Source organism: Ignavibacteriales bacterium, from assembly GCA_016709765.1.
Taxonomy (GTDB): Bacteria; Bacteroidota; Ignavibacteria; order Ignavibacteriales; family Ignavibacteriaceae; genus IGN3.
The window spans coordinates 18286-34133 of sequence record JADJMD010000010.1; the positions used below are offsets into that span (position 1 = coordinate 18286).

The window sequence follows — 15848 nt, forward strand, 5'->3', positions numbered from 1 at the left end:
ATAAACAATAAAATTTTATGTCAGTAAAAATAAATCAAATAGTAATCGGTGATAACAAACCGTTTGTTCTAATTGCCGGACCCTGTGTTGTTGAAAATGAAAAAATGATTCTTGAAACAGCTGCAGCAATAAGCAAAATTGCTTCCGAAATTGGTATACCGTTCATCTTCAAATCAAGTTTTAAAAAAGCCAATAGAACTAATCTAAAATCTTTTACCGGATTAGGTGATGAAGAATCAATTGCCATTCTTAAAAAAGTTAAAGATGAATTAAAGTTATCTATTGTTACTGATATCCATACTGAATCTGATATTGAAAAAGTTGGTGATGCTGTAGATATTTTGCAAATACCCGCGTTTCTATCACGGCAAACTGATTTACTGATTGCCGCCGGAAAATCCGGAAAAATTGTTAACATAAAAAAAGGACAGTTTCTTGCTCCAGAAGATATGAAGCATGCTGCCGATAAAGTTGCATCAACTGGTAATGATAAAATAATGTTAACTGAGCGCGGAACAACTTTTGGTTATCATAATCTTGTTGTTGATATGCGCTCATTAGTGATAATGAGAGAACTTGGATATCCTGTTGTTATGGATTCAACACACGCTGTTCAACTTCCAAGTAAAGATTTAATCAGCGGTGGACAGCCGAAATTTATTAAACCGCTCGCACGTGCAGCAATGGCAGTGGGGATTGATGCACTGTTTCTGGAGGTTCACCCGGATCCTAAAAATGCTTTAAGTGATGCTGCCAGCCAACTACCACTTTCTGAATTAAAAGAACTTTTAATAGAATTGAAGAAGATAGATCAAATAACTAAAAACTATAATTGATCTAAAAAGGAAAAAAATAAATTGAATGATATTATAAAAAACGGAAAAGAAGTTATCAGGATAGAAGCAGACGCAGTTGCTGATCTTCAACAAAGTATTAATGAAGATTTTGTAAATGCAGTTGAAACAATTTTTGCTTCAAAGGGGAGAGTTGTTTTAACCGGGATGGGAAAATCAGGATTGATTGCTCGTAAAATTGTAGCAACTTTAAACTCAACCGGTACTGCTGCTATTTATCTTCATCCAACAGATGCATTGCATGGTGATCTTGGAATGGTTAGAAGTGATGACGTCGTAATATTAATTTCCAAAAGTGGTGAGACAGAAGAGATTTCAAATCTACTTCCAATGTTAAAACGATTAAATGTAAAACTTATTGCGATGAGTGGGAACAAAGAATCCAGACTCGCACGCGAGTGTGATATTTTTCTAAATATTTCGGTTAAAGAAGAAGCATGTCCTTACGATCTTGCTCCAACCGCATCTACAACTGCAACTCTGGCATTAGGTGATGCGCTTGCAGTTTCATTACTCAAAAAAAGAAATTTTACTGCTAAAGATTTTGCTTTTTTACATCCGGGCGGAAGTCTTGGCAAACGTCTTTCTCTAAAAATTAAAGAAGTTATGATAACCGGCGAACGAATTCCTAAAGTAAAAAAAGAAACATCAATTAAGGATGTCATTTTTGAAATCACAAGTAAGAGACTTGGGACTACTTGCGTTTTAGATGAAAATGGTAAACTTGCCGGAATTATTACTGATGGTGATTTACGTAGATTGCTTGAGAAGACATTAGATATTAGCGGACTTTATGCTAAAGACGTAATGACATCAAGCCCAAAAGTTTTGAATGAAGACTATCTTGCATCTTTTGCATTGCAGCAAATGGAAAATTTTAAAATTACAAGCTTAGTCATTACCGATGATTCTCATAAACCGGTTGGCATAATTCATCTGCACGATTTAATTAATCTTGGATTGCAAAGCAGATGAAATTTGTTGTTCTAATTTTATCTGTCTTATTTCTTTTTCCGTTCTGCTCATCTAAGAGAGTAAAACCTTCAATCGATGTAAATCTAAAACTTGAAGAATTGCCTTCACAGGAAAGCTGGAATTCAGTAATTACTTTTTCTGATTCAGGCAAAATTAGTGCGATTTTGTATGCTGGACATTTAAAAAAGTTCGATGAGAAAAGAGAAACGTTTCTGGATCAAAAAATTAAAGTAGATTTTTATAATCCACAGGAAATTCATACTACAACTTTAACTTCAATTAAAGGCAGAGTAGATGAAACAACAAATAATCTTTATGCGATAGACAGTGTGGTTGTTTTCAGTGATAGTGTTACAATTAAAACAGATGAAATGATGTGGCGAAATAAGGATAGAAAAATCGTTTCGGATAAATTTGTAACTGTTATCTCACCAAATGAAACGATTCAAGGGTACGGATTTGAGTCTGATCAAAGTTTAACTAACTATGTAATATATAACATTACTTATGTTACAAGATCGGATACTACTCAGTGATTATTTATTTTAATAATATTTCTAAAGTCATTTCTAATCCGATTCATCGGGTGAGAAATCTTTTGTATCAAAAGATTAAAGATTTCTCAGTCGCGGACTCCTTCGAAATGACCAAAGAATTTAAGTTTGGGAAAGGATTCGGATTATTTTTATTATTTCTTATCCTTCTCAATTCTGGATCTATGTTTGCACAACAAAATCAGCTCATTACAGTAATTGGTGATTCACTTGTCGGAAAAATGGTTAATGGTGAATCAACTCGTGAAGTTTACGGCAACGTTATAATTACACAAGGCGATGTGATAATAAATTGTGATAAAGCGATTCATTTTATTTCCAGAAACGAAGCTGAATTAATTGGAAATGTTGTTGCAAAAAAAGATACACTTACAATTAAAACTCCGCGTGGATTTTACTTCGGAAATCAAAGCAAGACAAGAAGCAATGCAGGAGTTTATCTTGATGACAAAAAAGTTATTTTAACTGCCGATAGCGGTGAATATTATTTTAATGAGGACCGCGCTTTTTTTGAATCTAAAGTTAGATTGTACGATACAACAACAACACTAACATCAAACGAACTGACGTACTTTCAGCAGCAGAACAGGGCAGTAGCAATTGGTGATGTGATGATTATTGATTCAGATAATCAAATACTCGCTGATACACTTGAACATTTTAGAAATACTAAAATAACATTTGCGTTTAGCAATGTGCGGTTAACAAATCTTAAAAATAATTCTGAAATTTATAGTGAACACTTGGAAGACTATAGAAACAGGGGGTACTCGTTAATTGATGTTAAACCGTTATTTATTCAGGTTGATACATCTTATGTTACACAAGAAGACGGTTCAGAAGAAATAGAACTTGATACCTTGTTTATCAAATCACAAAAAATGGAAGCGTACCGGGATTCGACACAAAGATTTTTTGCAATTGATTCCGTTAGCATTCTTAAAAGTGAATTTGCTTCTAAAAACGATTTAACAATATTTTATCGTAGTGAAGATAAAATCATAACAAAAAAAATAAATTTATCTGCAAAGCAGCCTGTTCTCTGGCAGCAAACATCTCAGCTTACAGGTGATTCAATTACAATTTATCTAAAGGATAATAACATTAACCAACTTGATGTTGACGGAACTTCATTTATGTTATCCCAAAATGAAAATTATATTGAGCGGTACGATCAGACTTCCAGCGAACAGATTAAAATATTTTTTGCGGATAATAAAATTTCTCGTGCCGAATTTTTTGGAAATGTTTACTCAATCTATTTTATGTATGACGGTGAAACAAAAAACGGATTAACAAAATCAAACTCAGCAGAAACAACAGTGATGTTTGAGAATAATGAGGTTACCGAAGTTAAACTTTACAAAAATCCTGCAAGCGAATACTATCCTGAGCAGCAGGTAAATGGGAATGAAAAATCGTATCTTTTGCCGAGGTTTGTTGTTTTACAAAACAAACCAACTAAAGAAGAAATGTATAATCTTTTGAATGAACTTAGATAGAAATTATGAGCACAACTTTAAGAAGTGAAAATCTTGTAAAGATTTATAAAAAGCGAACCGTTGTTAACAAAGCTTCAGTCCAGGTTTCCAAAGGTGAGATTGTTGGATTGCTTGGACCAAACGGAGCCGGCAAAACAACTACTTTTTATATGATAACCGGAATGATAAAACCTGAATCAGGAAAAGTTTTTCTTGATGATGCGGATATAACCAAGGTTCCAATGTACAAACGGGCACGAATGGGAATAGGTTATTTGCCGCAAGAAGCTTCTATTTTTAGAACATTATCGGTTGAAGATAATCTGCTTGCTGTTTTGGAAATGACAAAACTTAACTCAAAACAGCGCAAAGAAAAATGTGAATCACTTCTTGAGGAACTCACAATATCCCATTTAAGAAAAAGTATGGGCTTTCAATTAAGCGGCGGCGAAAGAAGAAGAACTGAAATTGCTCGCGCTCTTGCAACTGATCCAAGTTTTATTTTGCTGGATGAACCATTTGCCGGAGTTGACCCGATTGCAGTAGAAGATATTATGAATATTGTTTCCAATCTTAAAAACCGCGGTATTGGTGTTTTGGTTACGGATCACAACGTACACGAAACATTAAGCATTGTTGATAAAGGTTATATTCTTATTAACGGTGTAATCTTTAAACAGGGCACTGCCGATGAACTTGCTAATGATGAAGAGGTTAGAAAACTTTATTTAGGCGAAAAGTTTAAGCTGGATAGGTATTCTTAAACATTATTACTTTAGATTATTAATAAGCAATTCTAGCTTTTCTAAACTATCAACCTTGCCAACATCAATCCATTTTAAATCATTACTAACGTAAAGCTTGAATGTCTTCTTTGCCGGCAATATTTAGATAAGCTTTGATCACAGAAAAAACTTCTTCTTTAGGAAATAGCTCGATTAATTGAGGATTAAGAATATGTATCCCACTAAAAGCTAATTGGTGCAATTTAACATCATCTCTTACAATTATTTTTTCATCTTTTTTAACATCCTGCCAGCCGCAGAGAATATTATTATCATTAAAAAGCAGATAACGGTTACTTTCTCTATTGCTTACAACAAGAGAGGCAAGCGCATCATCACTTAAATGAAATTGATAAAACTCTTTAAGATTAAGATTAGAAATGATATCCACATTGTGAACTAGAACAGGGGAATCATCAAAAAACTTTTGCGCGTGTTTTATCCCACCGCCGGTATCAAGCAATAAATCAGATTCATCGGAAATAAAAATATCTGCGGCAAACGTACTTTTATCAATAAAATCTTTAACCTTATCCGCAAAGTGATGTACATTAATTATAATTCTTCTAAAATCATTTTCAATAAGATTCCTGATCGTAATTTCAAGCAAAGTAATTCCATTCAATTCAACCAAAGCCTTTGGCATTTCATTGGTAATTGGTTTTAGCCGCGTTCCTAATCCTGCAGCAAGAATCATTGCCTGCATTATTTAATTACCTCTTCTTTTATTCCTTGTTCAATGTGTGATAGAAAAACATTGATGTCGTATTTATTTTTCAGATACTTAAACATTTCATCTGCACAATAAACAGATCTGTGCTGACCGCCGGTGCATCCAAAATTGATCATCAAATTTTTAAATCCGCGTTTAAGATATGTTTCGATTGTGGAATCAACAAGAGGATAAATGTGGGACATATAATCATCTACTTTTGAGTTTGCTTTTAAGAAATTTATTACTTCTGTGTTACGACCGTTTAATAATTTAAAGTCTAAAAGTCTGCCCGGATTATTTAATCCTCTGCAATCAAAAACATAGCCGCCGCCGTTATCTGCAAGGTCTATAGGGATTTCGCGCTTGTAAGAAAAACTTGTAACCGTAACAGAAAGTTTTTCATTAGGTAAGCTTTTATCTTCATAGATATTAAATTCTTCTGAGGTAATTATATTTTCAAATACTTCGTGTAAATGCGGAATGCCGAAATCAAGTTTACCGTTTTCCAATAAGTATTTAAGATTTTTTCTTGCCGGTAAAATACTTTTTATCAAATGCACTTTCTTTTCAAATAAACCTCTAAAGCCGTAAGCGCCCATTGCCTGCATAATTCGTATTAACACAAATGCATAATAAGATTTCATAAACTCTGTGCGACTGAGATTGTAATCAGATTCAAGTTTATCGAGATAATGATTTAATAATTCTTCTCTTAAATGATTTGGAATTTCTGCTTTCGCATCATACAAAAGGGAAGCTACATCATATTGCAATGCACCTTTTCTGCCGCCCTGAAAATCTAGAAAATAAATATCATCATCTTTTACCATTATGTTACGAGACTGAAAATCACGGTACATAAAATAATTTGTATCAACGGAAGCAACAAATTCAGAAAACTTTTGAATGTCATTTTCCAATAATTGTTCATCAAAACCGATTCTGCCAAGTTTTAGAAAATCATATTTGAAGTAATTCAAATCCCATAAAATGGATTGCCGATCAAACTTTGCACGAGGATAAGCAGCCTTGTAATCAATTTTCTTATCTGCAACTATCTGAAACTTTTGCAATCGCTCTAGAGCTTTTTTGTAAAGTTCGATTAATTCTGGTGAAGAATTGTAATCGTGATTTTTTGAATGGATAATTGAATATAAAGTTGCATCACCAAGATCGTTAAGCAGATAAACATTATTATCAAGATCAGTGTGTAAAACTTTTGGAACGTTAAGTTCCAGTTCACTAAAAGTTTTTGAGAAAGAAATAAAAGCCTGATTTTCTTTTAAATCTTCATTATAAACTCCGATTACAGTTTTGTTGTCAAACGAAATCCTGTAGTACTCACGATAAGAAGCGGTTTGCGGCAGCTTTTGAATAAAATCCGCTTTATTACCATTCCATTGTAAAAAGATATTTCTAATAAGATCCAGTTTAAGATGGCTATCAAGCATTTAAGAAATCTTCCTTTAATAATCCATAAATGTAGTGATCGACAAATTTATTTTCTTTAGTAACACTTTTTCTAAGTGTACCTTCAAGAACAAATCCTGCTTTTTCTAAAACTCTTTTTGAAGCATGGTTACCTTCAAATACATTTGCAAATAATCTATTGAATTCATAATTAGAGAACAAGTAATTACAAAAGGCTCTTAAAGATTTAGAAATTATTCCCTTATTCCAAAACGGTTCACCAATCCAGAATCCAACTTCAGCAGAAAACCGGTGAACATCATTTTGAGGGAAGGCACCAATTCCGCCAATTACTTCAACTTCATTTGCTATTGCGTAAGATAATGTCGAATTGTTTGCCTTGGTAAATTCTATCCAGTTTAAAGCATTAGTTTCTGTATAAGGGTAGGGAAATGAGTCCCGCATATATTTTGAAACTTTATAATTATTGGCATATTTCACTAAAGATTTTACATCGGCAAGCTGAAATTCTCTGATAATAATATTTTCAAATTGAAGAATCATAATACATTTTCAAAAGTAATAGTCTAAAATAGAAAGTGTTAATAGTCATGGACATATCACAATTCTCATTCATAAAAAATCTTATTCCTAATTTACTATATTTACTTTAAGAAAATAAAAATTATGATATGATGAGAACATTTATTCTTCTGCTATTGAGTTTATTTCTTCTGCCATTTACATTTTATCCGCAATGCAAAATTGAATTAGTTGTAGTTTCAAAACTGTCTGGAGATCAAAACGTATTTATTGCAGGCAATAAACCTGAATTAGGTAATTGGAATCCTGATAAGACACCACTCAATAAAATAAATGATTCTACTTGGTCAAAATCATTTGAGTTTATGGCAGATGATATTATAGAGTTTAAGTTTACACTAGGCAGCTGGGAGAAAGAAGCACTAAATAAATGGGGAGAAATATCCGGGAACAATAGCTTAAAAATATTAACTGATACCACTCTTATTCTCAATATTGACGATTGGGGAAATTCACATAAGAATGTCTCAGGACAAATTACAGGTAATGTTAAATATCACAGAAATTTTGAGGCAAGAAGAGTATTGCCACGAGATATTATTGTTTGGTTGCCCCCGAGTTATGATTCACTTCCCAATAAGTATTATCCAGTTCTTTATATGCAAGATGGGCAAAACCTCTTTGACCCGACAACTTCATCTTTTGGAATTGATTGGCAAATGGATGAGACAGCTGATAGTTTGATTAGGTCTTATGCTATGCAGGAAATCATAATTGTTGGTATTTATAACTCCATAAACCGCGGCAAAGAATACAATCACACTAACCTTGGTGAAGCTTATATTCAATTTATAGTAGAAGAGTTAAAACCATTCATTGATGTTACTTATCGTACTTTACCTGATAAAAAAAATACAGCTGTAGGCGGCTCATCAAGCGGAGGACTTATTTCATTTATTATTGCTTGGGAATATTCTGATATATTTTCAAAGGCAGCTTGTATATCACCAGCTTTTAAGATTAGTGATATCAACTATATTGCTCCCATTAGCGATTTCATCGGAGCAAAGAAAGAAATTAAAATATATATCGATAATGGCGGTATTGGAATAGAGGAAAAGCTTCAACCTGGAATAGATGAAATGCTAAATTCTCTTGAGGAAAAAGGATTTGTCGAAGGTAAAGATTTATTATTTGTAAAAGATCAAAATGCAGGACATAATGAATCAGACTGGGCAAAAAGGGTTTACAGATTTTTAGAATTCTTGTTTCCGATTAATAACTAAGCTTTAGTTTTTCTTTTCAAAATGCTGATAATCCTTTGAACTTCTCCATCTTCCGCCCCATTGCCAGCCTCTTTTTACGAATTCCTGCACAAGTTTTGAATCTCTTAAAATTGTTCCTCTGACTTTAGGATCGTATTTGCCTTTTAGTGGTTGGACTAATTTACCTTTTATGTGAGGATTTTGTACTGGATTAATATCTATAGCCATTCCATATGAATGCGCAGATAACACTTTTGAACCTTTTACTTTTCTATAGTTAAATGCTGTTGTATTATTATCATTCATTGATGAGTCGTCATTCCAATTATACTTTACTGTCGGAATCACTTTTGCAATCGGGAATCGGGATAATTTGATAAATTCAAAAATCTCCAATAGGTCTTTTGCTGCTTTTTTATTTATAAGAATTTGTCCTTTATGAAGCTTATCATCAAAAGAATAGTATTCCACATCAACTAAAGTAAGCTGCTTAATTATTGCCCTGGGAATCTCAATCCCTTTTATTGCATCTTCAAAAATATAATTGCAATCAACAATAATATTTGTATGATCCTGAATTTTATAAATCCGCACTGAGTGATTTGTAATTGTTGAAGTAATTAGAAGAAGTATTAGTAAAATGAATTTCATAAACAATATTATCTATGTTTTATTTAAATAAATAGATATATTCACGCCTCAAATTAAAGGAAAATTCATGAAAAGTATTCTTATTGCACTTTTTGGTGTTATGTTGATTTTTGGTTGTTCTAACAACCCAGATTTTGTCACAATGAAATCCGGTCTTAAATATAACGACGTAAAAGTTGGAACCGGTGCTGAAGCAAAAAATGGTGATTTAGTTGAAGTACATTTTAAAGGTTGGATTGTTAAGGATTCAGCAAACCTTTTTAGCGATTGGGCAATTGATTCTACAAAAAAAGCTGATATGATTGCTGACTCTTATGCAATGAATCAGCCAATGAAGTTTGTCCTTGGAACCGAATCTTTTATTAAGGGTTCTGATGAGGGAATTGTTGGAATGAAGACAGGTGGGCAACGTGCAATAGTTATTCCATCATATCTTTGTTATGGACCAGAAGGAATGGGACCAATTCCACCTAATTCAAATATCAAAGTTTTTATAGAATTAGTTAGTGCAAAAGAAGCAACAGTTGCAAAAATGTGGGATGTTGATTCAACTTTATTTAAAACTACAGCATCAGGTTTGAAATACGCTATAGTTCAACAGGGCGAAGGTGAATTAGTTGGTAAAGAAAAACAAACTACCGTTCACTACAGTGGATTTTTATTAGATGGAACTAAGTTTGATAGCTCTGTTGAACGTGATGAGCCTTTTACATTTGTTGCAGGTGTTGGTCAGGTGATTCCAGGTTGGGATGAAGGCGTTCAATTATTAAAAAAAGGTGGTAAAGCGAGATTTATTGTCCCTTCAAATTTAGCTTATGGGGAACGCGATCTTGGAAAGATTCCACCAAACTCAACACTTATTTTTGATGTTGAAGTAATAGACGTAAAATAATCTAAATTTCTTTTTTATAATGCCAGGCTTTACCAGTTAGATAAAAGCCTGGCATTTTTTTATTCTATAAATAATACTTTAACAAATTTACAGCTTGCTGGTAATACCCGCTTCCAAATAAATTTAAGTGATTAAGTACGTGATACAGTTTATAAATATTTTCACGATACTCATATCCATTATCTAACGGATATTCTTCTTGATAAGCATTATAAAATTTAGCATCAAATCCGCCAAATAATTTAGTCATTGCAAGATCAGCTTCTCGGTGTCCGTAATAAACTGCTGGATCAATTAAACATGCGTTTCCACTTTCATCAGGAATAAAATTTCCACTCCACAAATCACCGTGCAGTAAACTTGGTAGGATGTTTATGCCATTAAAAACAGATTCGATTTTATTTTCTATTTGTAAAAAAACATCGCGGAGTAGGCTGCCAGCATAACCTTTTTGCTCTGCAAGTTTATACTGATGTAGAAGACGATTATTAAAATAAAATTCCGTCCAGTTCTTAGATTCAATTTTATTTACTTTGTTTGGTTGAGGAGTTGAACCAATATAATTGTCCTCATAAAATCCAAAACTAATGCTTGTAAACTTATGGAGTTGCGCAAATGATCTGCCAAACTCTTCCCAGAAAGTTATACTGTTTGCTTCTTGTGAAATGTTTTCAAGAATTAAAAAATCTTCAGATGTACAAATAACTTGAGGCACGCGAATAACATTAGCTTTTGCTAATTCTCTTAATCCATTGGCCTCCTTTATAAACATATCTTCATTTGAATTATTATTCGTTTTTAGAAAAAAAGTTTTGCCAGATGTAGTCTGAATTATTTCTGAATCATTAATGCATCCACCTAAAACTGATTTTTGCGAAATTATTTTATCTTCAATCGCTGATTCAATTTTATTTTTGAGTGATTCCTGCAACATCTTCTTTAATTTTAACTAAAAGATTTTTAGTTCCATTTTCAAGTATATCAAGCACAAATTCAAAGCCATCAGAACCACTGTAATATGGATCTGGAACCTCAGCAATATTCTTATCGGAAATAAAATCAGCCATTTTAATAATTTTATTGCTATAGGATTTTTTCCGATCAAGATTAACGATATTTGAATAGTTATCATTGTCCATTGTTATGATATAATCAAACTCATCAAAATCTTTTTTAGGATTAAATTGTCTTGCGCGACTATCCAAAGTATAACCACGGGTTTGTCCATGCCTTCTCATTCGCTCATCAGGAAGTTCACCTGCATGATATCCGATTGTGCCAGCAGAGTCAATAGAAATTTTATTTTCTAATTTTTCAACTTCAACTAATTTTTTAAAAATTCCTTCAGCGGCAGGAGAGCGGCAGATATTTCCCATACAAACAAATAAAACTTTTTTCATTCTGTTCTTTTCCTAATTAGGTTTTTATAACTCTAAAATAATCTGTTAGTAACAATTTTAATTTAATAATATCACACTCGGTTATCAAACTTAGTTGAGAGCTGATTATCCAATTAAAACTACACTCCAATGTTTCCTTTAAAAGACACAAAAAATTTTTCGTTTAGTTTCTTCTTCAATATTCAATTATTTGGATGGCATTAAAGTTGGGCTAGGTGCACATATTTAAAAGGTAAAATTATGAAAATATTAATAGTAGTTGCTGCTTTACTATCGATAAATGTATTTCCTCAATGGAATACAGGTGCAGTTAAACTTGGATACTTTAATCCATCAGCCACCGAAGGTGGATTTATTATTGGTTTTGAAGGCGGAAAGCACTTTGATAAATATATGAGCTGGACATGGAGCGTTGATTGGTTTCATCGTAATTATGTTGATAAAAAATTAGTTATTGAGTTAAATCAAATTTACCCTGGAACTAATGGTGAGATCAACGAATTACGTGCTTCAACAAATATTCACGATTTTCCAGTAATGCTTGGATTGTCCACTAGATTTCCAATTTCAAATAGAGCTCAGTTTTATGCCACCGGTTCTATCGGTGCTGAAATGCTGATTATTAATTATAGAAATTTTCAAAATCCAACCAACGACGAGTTTGAGACTGCATTTGATTTTAACTGGAGAGTTGGTGTAGGCGCTGCATTTGCCATCAGCCCTCGCTCAGAATTCTTTGGGGAAATTACTTATCATGAATCTCACCCTAGCTGGACTTATGATGATGAAAATCATTTTTATCCCAATAGCGTTTTAGAAAGATCATATAACATGAGTGGATTTATGACAAGAGTTGGAATCAGATTCTTTTATTAAAACTTATCCCTAAAAATATTTTAAGGGTAAATTTATTTTTGAAGGTAATTGTATTTAGTTGTTGCTGCCAAGTAAGTGTGAATATTAAAATCATTCACCGTTAATTGTGATGACAAGTTTTCTATTACCACCAAAATTACGATGCTCACAAAGGTAAATGCCTTGCCAGATACCTAAATTTAATTTACCGTTAGTAATCGGCATAGATAAAGAGTTTCCGAGAAGTGATGATTTAATATGCGCTGGCATATCATCTACCCCTTCCGAGGTATGCTTAAAATAATTGAGAATTTCTGGAACAAGCTTTTCAAAATATATTTTCATATCAGTTCTAACATCGGTATCGGCATTTTCATTAAGTGTTAGTGAAGCTGAGGTATGTTTAAGTAGGATATTTATTAATCCAATTTGAAAGTTTTTAATTTCTGGTATGTGTGATAAAATTTCATCTGTTACAAGATGAAATCCTTTATTGCGAGACTTTAATGTTATTTCTTTTTGTATCCACATTACAATAAGGTAATAAGGATGATATTTATCCCAAAACATCATCCTTAAATTAAAAAGTTATCTAGATCCTAACTCAACTTCAATTGTTAGCTCTACTTCGCCGCGTTTAATTAAAACATTTACCTTATCACCTGGAACGTAATTTCCTAAGGCATAAGTAAAATCATAAATGTTAGAAATTTTCTTATCACCAAATTGTGTTATGATATCACCTGCTTGTAAACCAGCTTTTGCGGCAGGACTCCCATCTGTAACACCACCAAGTTTGTAACCATCAACTTCACCGGCAAAATCAGGTACGGTTCCAACATAAACTTTTGTTCCCATCATCTTTCCGGTATCTTTTCGCTCAACTGAAATATAATCAGGTCTTACATCAGAATTAATTATTGTCATCGCGACATCATAAACATATTTAACAACTTTTTCTTCTCCATTACCATTTATTTTATCTGCATCGTCAGAAGGTTTGTGGTAATCTGAATGTGTGCCGGTGAAAAAAAATAAAACAGGAATTTTCTTCCCGTAAAATGATGAATGATCACTCGGTCCAAACCCTTCATCATTAAATGTTAGATTAAAATCATAATCATTTTTATCATCAAGAATATTTTTCCATTTGGAGGATGTACCCGTTCCATATACAATTAAATCATTTTTATCATTCAATCTTCCAATCATATCCATGTTTATCATAGTTATATCGTTATCGATTGGAAGGGGAAAATTATTTACTACATAACTTGATCCAAGCAATCCAAGTTCCTCACCAGAAAAAGCGACAAAAACGATGTCTCTTTTAATTTGATCTTTTATAGATGAAAACTTCTCAGCTAACTCCAGTAATCCTGAAGTTCCGGATGCATTGTCATCAGCACCATTATGAATAGAAGGTTCGCCCATATACAAAGAATTTTGTCCACCCCAGCCTAAATGATCAAAGTGTGCTCCGATTACCAAGTATTCCCCTGGGAATTTATTATTTGATGCTTTTACGATGCCACCAACATTTACGCTTTTACCTTTAACCTCATTTACTTCAGTTAAGATGCTTGCATTCACAAGAGGATCAATTAAAAAAGATTTTGGTACAAGTGTCGAATCAATTTCATTTTGCAAATCCGAAAGTGGAATAAAATCTAAAATATTTCGCTTTACACTTACGGCTGAGATTCCAGTAATTTTGGCAGCATTATCATACTTGAATGCAACCAATGCATCGTCTTTGTTGTCTTTAGTATTAATGAAAATTATTCCGCGTGCGCCTTTATCACGGGCAGTGGTAGTTTTATATCGTAAACTTGAGTACTGATCAAATTTAGAATGTGGTGTTTTCATATCAGGATGGTTCCTGAAAACAATGATAATTTTGTCTTTTACATCTATATTGGCATAATCATCATAGTCTAAATCTTTTGCTGAGATTCCATATCCAGCAAATACTATAAATCCACTAGCAGTAATATTATCTGTAAATGCAAGTGGTGTAAAATCTTTTGATTGTTCGCAATTAATTTCTTTTTTATCAATTGTAAAAGATAAAATATTATTGCCTAATTCAAGGTTTTCCATGAAAGGAAATTCTTGAAAGTAACTACCACTAAACAATGGATTTAAACCATAACTCCTAAATTCTTTTTGTAAAAACTCTGCTGCTTTGTACAGTGCAGGAGTTCCAGTCATTCTTCCTTCAAGTTCATCAGAAGCGAGATAATTTATGTGATCTTTAATTTCGCTTGCAGTTATTTCTGGATTATTATTCTGTGCTAATAATATTCCTGTAAATAAAATGAATACTAAAAAAAAATACTTCATCTATTTTCCCTTTTATCTTTTAATTCAATTTTTAATTTCAAATTTCTACTCGCTATAAATTACTAAATACTATTCAACCCATTCTGCAATAAAAATATTTGTATCAGTATCTTTTTTATTGAATCTGTTTGATCCGAAAACAAAATATTTCCCATCTGGTGAAAACATTGGGAAGCCATCAAATGACGGATTGAAAGTAATGCGTTCCAAACCTGTTCCATCAATATTAATCATAAATAAATTAAAATCTCTTGGATTATCACCTTGATAATTTGATGAAAAAATAATTTTCTTTCCACTAGGATGAAAAAATGGTGCAAAGCTGGCCTTACCCAGATTTGTAATTTGCTTCATATTTTTTCCATCAGCATCCATTACATATATTTCAAGAGCGGAAGGTCTAACATAACCATTTTCAACTAAATCGTTATAATCAGACATCTCTTCTGGCGTATTGGGTCTGCTGGCACGAAAAACTATTTTACTTCCGTCTGCTGAAAAGAATGGACCACCATCATATCCTTTTTCAAAAGTTAATCTTGTCTGATCACTGCCATCTAAATTCATAGTATAAATTTCTGGGTCACCATTTCTTAATGATGTAAAAACAATTTTGTCGCCTTTTGGCGAAACAGTTGCTTCCGCATCGTATCCAGGAGTATCTGTTAGTTGTCTTAGTTCATTGCCATTTTTTAAAAATATATCAAACGATTCATATAATTTCCAAACATATCCTTTAGAACGATCAGGCGGGGGAGGACATTTGTCATCTGCTTTATGCGTTGAAGCGTATATTACAGTTTCGTTGTCCGGATAAAAATATGCACAAGTTGTTCTGCCCTTACCGGTAGATATTAATTGTCTATCAGAGCCATCAATATTCATCGTAAATATTTGATCACATTCCATTGAATCAAAAGTTGCTTGGTATGATAACTTAGTTCCATCAAAAGAAAAATATGCCTCTGCGTTTTCACCATCGGCAGTTAACATTTTTATATTTTTAAAATGTTTTTCACCTTCAAACAAATATTTTTCTTGTTGAGCATTTAATCTGCCCATAAGAATTATTATACTGATTACAATAATTTTGTACGATGATCTCATAATCCTCACTAAAAT

The 15848-nt window shown here is 32.7% G+C and carries 16 protein-coding genes and 1 pseudogene; 8 read left to right on the forward strand and 9 right to left on the reverse strand.

Going from position 1 to position 15848, the window contains the following annotated elements; all coding sequences use genetic code 11:
- The first annotated feature begins 17 nt into the window (after nt 1-17).
- The 5 genes from kdsA (at nt 18) to lptB (ending at nt 4628) form a co-directional block, all read left to right on the forward strand.
- Nucleotides 18-836 (forward strand): 3-deoxy-8-phosphooctulonate synthase, encoded by an 819-nt coding sequence (gene kdsA / locus IPJ23_05650; protein MBK7630172.1) that lies wholly within the window; start codon nt 18-20, stop codon nt 834-836.
- 30 nt (nt 837-866) lie between these two features.
- On the forward strand, nt 867-1829 hold the full coding sequence (locus IPJ23_05655) for a KpsF/GutQ family sugar-phosphate isomerase (GenBank protein ID MBK7630173.1): 963 nt from the start codon (nt 867-869) through the stop codon (nt 1827-1829).
- The gene (gene lptC / locus IPJ23_05660) at nt 1826-2365 is read left to right on the forward strand and encodes an LPS export ABC transporter periplasmic protein LptC (protein ID MBK7630174.1); all 540 of its coding nucleotides are present in this window, start codon (nt 1826-1828) and stop codon (nt 2363-2365) included. The genes IPJ23_05655 and lptC overlap by 4 nt, the downstream gene beginning before the upstream one ends.
- A 107-nt stretch (nt 2366-2472) precedes the next feature.
- On the forward strand, nt 2473-3885 hold the full coding sequence (locus IPJ23_05665; GenBank protein MBK7630175.1) for a hypothetical protein: 1413 nt from the start codon (nt 2473-2475) through the stop codon (nt 3883-3885).
- A 5-nt stretch (nt 3886-3890) separates the two neighbouring features.
- Nucleotides 3891-4628 (forward strand): LPS export ABC transporter ATP-binding protein, encoded by a 738-nt coding sequence (gene lptB / locus IPJ23_05670; protein ID MBK7630176.1) that lies wholly within the window; start codon nt 3891-3893, stop codon nt 4626-4628.
- 6 nt (nt 4629-4634) lie between these two features.
- Here lptB and IPJ23_05675 read toward each other — a convergent pair.
- The 3 genes and pseudogenes from IPJ23_05675 to IPJ23_05685 form a co-directional block, all read right to left on the reverse strand.
- Nucleotides 4635-5355 (reverse strand): annotated as a pseudogene (locus IPJ23_05675) (nucleotidyltransferase family protein).
- Entirely contained in the window at nt 5355-6815 is a 1461-nt protein-coding gene (locus IPJ23_05680) for a phosphotransferase (GenBank protein ID MBK7630177.1), read from the reverse strand. The pseudogene IPJ23_05675 and the gene IPJ23_05680 overlap by 1 nt, the downstream one beginning before the upstream one ends.
- On the reverse strand, nt 6808-7338 hold the full coding sequence (locus IPJ23_05685; protein MBK7630178.1) for a GNAT family N-acetyltransferase: 531 nt from the start codon (nt 7336-7338) through the stop codon (nt 6808-6810). The genes IPJ23_05680 and IPJ23_05685 overlap by 8 nt, the downstream gene beginning before the upstream one ends.
- A gap of 131 nt (nt 7339-7469) precedes the next feature.
- Between IPJ23_05685 and IPJ23_05690 the strand changes: the two genes are divergently transcribed.
- Nucleotides 7470-8603 carry a histidine kinase gene (locus IPJ23_05690; protein MBK7630179.1) on the forward strand — a complete coding sequence of 378 codons (1134 nt, stop codon included), beginning with the start codon at nt 7470-7472 and terminating at the stop codon, nt 8601-8603.
- A 3-nt stretch (nt 8604-8606) separates the two neighbouring features.
- On the opposite strand, the gene IPJ23_05695 is transcribed toward IPJ23_05690, so the two are convergent.
- Nucleotides 8607-9233 (reverse strand): M15 family metallopeptidase, encoded by a 627-nt coding sequence (locus IPJ23_05695; GenBank protein MBK7630180.1) that lies wholly within the window; start codon nt 9231-9233, stop codon nt 8607-8609.
- 67 nt (nt 9234-9300) lie between these two features.
- Between IPJ23_05695 and IPJ23_05700 the strand changes: the two genes are divergently transcribed.
- Entirely contained in the window at nt 9301-10125 is an 825-nt protein-coding gene (locus IPJ23_05700; protein MBK7630181.1) for an FKBP-type peptidyl-prolyl cis-trans isomerase, read from the forward strand.
- A 64-nt stretch (nt 10126-10189) separates the two neighbouring features.
- Here IPJ23_05700 and IPJ23_05705 read toward each other — a convergent pair whose 3' ends face one another.
- Together IPJ23_05705 and IPJ23_05710 are read right to left on the reverse strand one after the other, a co-directional pair.
- A complete protein-coding gene (locus tag IPJ23_05705) occupies nt 10190-11059 on the reverse strand; it encodes a fructosamine kinase family protein (GenBank protein ID MBK7630182.1) in 870 nt (289 codons plus the stop codon).
- Nucleotides 11034-11525, reverse strand: a complete 492-nt coding sequence (locus IPJ23_05710; GenBank protein MBK7630183.1) for a low molecular weight phosphotyrosine protein phosphatase — start codon at nt 11523-11525, stop codon at nt 11034-11036. Before IPJ23_05710 ends, IPJ23_05705 begins: the two co-directional genes overlap by 26 nt.
- Before the next feature lie 240 nt (nt 11526-11765).
- Between IPJ23_05710 and IPJ23_05715 the strand changes: the two genes are divergently transcribed.
- Nucleotides 11766-12401: an outer membrane beta-barrel protein gene (locus tag IPJ23_05715; protein ID MBK7630184.1), complete on the forward strand. Its 636-nt coding sequence runs from the start codon at nt 11766-11768 to the stop codon at nt 12399-12401.
- A 90-nt stretch (nt 12402-12491) separates the two neighbouring features.
- On the opposite strand, the gene IPJ23_05720 is transcribed toward IPJ23_05715, so the two are convergent.
- The 3 genes from IPJ23_05720 to IPJ23_05730 form a co-directional block, all read right to left on the reverse strand.
- The gene (locus IPJ23_05720) at nt 12492-12911 is read right to left on the reverse strand and encodes a YjbQ family protein (protein ID MBK7630185.1); all 420 of its coding nucleotides are present in this window, start codon (nt 12909-12911) and stop codon (nt 12492-12494) included.
- 57 nt (nt 12912-12968) lie between these two features.
- The gene (locus IPJ23_05725; GenBank protein MBK7630186.1) at nt 12969-14726 is read right to left on the reverse strand and encodes a M28 family peptidase; all 1758 of its coding nucleotides are present in this window, start codon (nt 14724-14726) and stop codon (nt 12969-12971) included.
- 69 nt (nt 14727-14795) lie between these two features.
- Nucleotides 14796-15833, reverse strand: a complete 1038-nt coding sequence (locus IPJ23_05730) for a PD40 domain-containing protein (protein ID MBK7630187.1) — start codon at nt 15831-15833, stop codon at nt 14796-14798.
- Nucleotides 15834-15848 lie beyond the last annotated feature (15 nt).

Excerpts from the sequence above, each read along its gene's own strand:
- IPJ23_05680 (MBK7630177.1), bottom strand. The coding sequence starts at position 6,815 with ATGCTTGATAGCCATCTTAAACTGGATCTTATTAGAAATATCTTTTTA.
- IPJ23_05700 (MBK7630181.1), top strand. The coding sequence starts at position 9,301 with ATGAAAAGTATTCTTATTGCACTTTTTGGTGTTATGTTGATTTTTGGT.
- lptC (MBK7630174.1), top strand. The coding sequence starts at position 1,826 with ATGAAATTTGTTGTTCTAATTTTATCTGTCTTATTTCTTTTTCCGTTC.
- IPJ23_05710 (MBK7630183.1), bottom strand. The coding sequence starts at position 11,525 with ATGAAAAAAGTTTTATTTGTTTGTATGGGAAATATCTGCCGCTCTCCT.
- IPJ23_05725 (MBK7630186.1), bottom strand. The coding sequence starts at position 14,726 with ATGAAGTATTTTTTTTTAGTATTCATTTTATTTACAGGAATATTATTA.
- IPJ23_05690 (MBK7630179.1), top strand. The coding sequence starts at position 7,470 with ATGAGAACATTTATTCTTCTGCTATTGAGTTTATTTCTTCTGCCATTT.
- IPJ23_05715 (MBK7630184.1), top strand. The coding sequence starts at position 11,766 with ATGAAAATATTAATAGTAGTTGCTGCTTTACTATCGATAAATGTATTT.
- IPJ23_05705 (MBK7630182.1), bottom strand. The coding sequence starts at position 11,059 with ATGTTGCAGGAATCACTCAAAAATAAAATTGAATCAGCGATTGAAGAT.
- IPJ23_05720 (MBK7630185.1), bottom strand. The coding sequence starts at position 12,911 with ATGTGGATACAAAAAGAAATAACATTAAAGTCTCGCAATAAAGGATTT.
- lptB (MBK7630176.1), top strand. The coding sequence starts at position 3,891 with ATGAGCACAACTTTAAGAAGTGAAAATCTTGTAAAGATTTATAAAAAG.
- IPJ23_05730 (MBK7630187.1), bottom strand. The coding sequence starts at position 15,833 with ATGAGATCATCGTACAAAATTATTGTAATCAGTATAATAATTCTTATG.
- IPJ23_05665 (MBK7630175.1), top strand. The coding sequence starts at position 2,473 with ATGACCAAAGAATTTAAGTTTGGGAAAGGATTCGGATTATTTTTATTA.
- IPJ23_05695 (MBK7630180.1), bottom strand. The coding sequence starts at position 9,233 with ATGAAATTCATTTTACTAATACTTCTTCTAATTACTTCAACAATTACA.
- kdsA (MBK7630172.1), top strand. The coding sequence starts at position 18 with ATGTCAGTAAAAATAAATCAAATAGTAATCGGTGATAACAAACCGTTT.
- IPJ23_05685 (MBK7630178.1), bottom strand. The coding sequence starts at position 7,338 with ATGATTCTTCAATTTGAAAATATTATTATCAGAGAATTTCAGCTTGCC.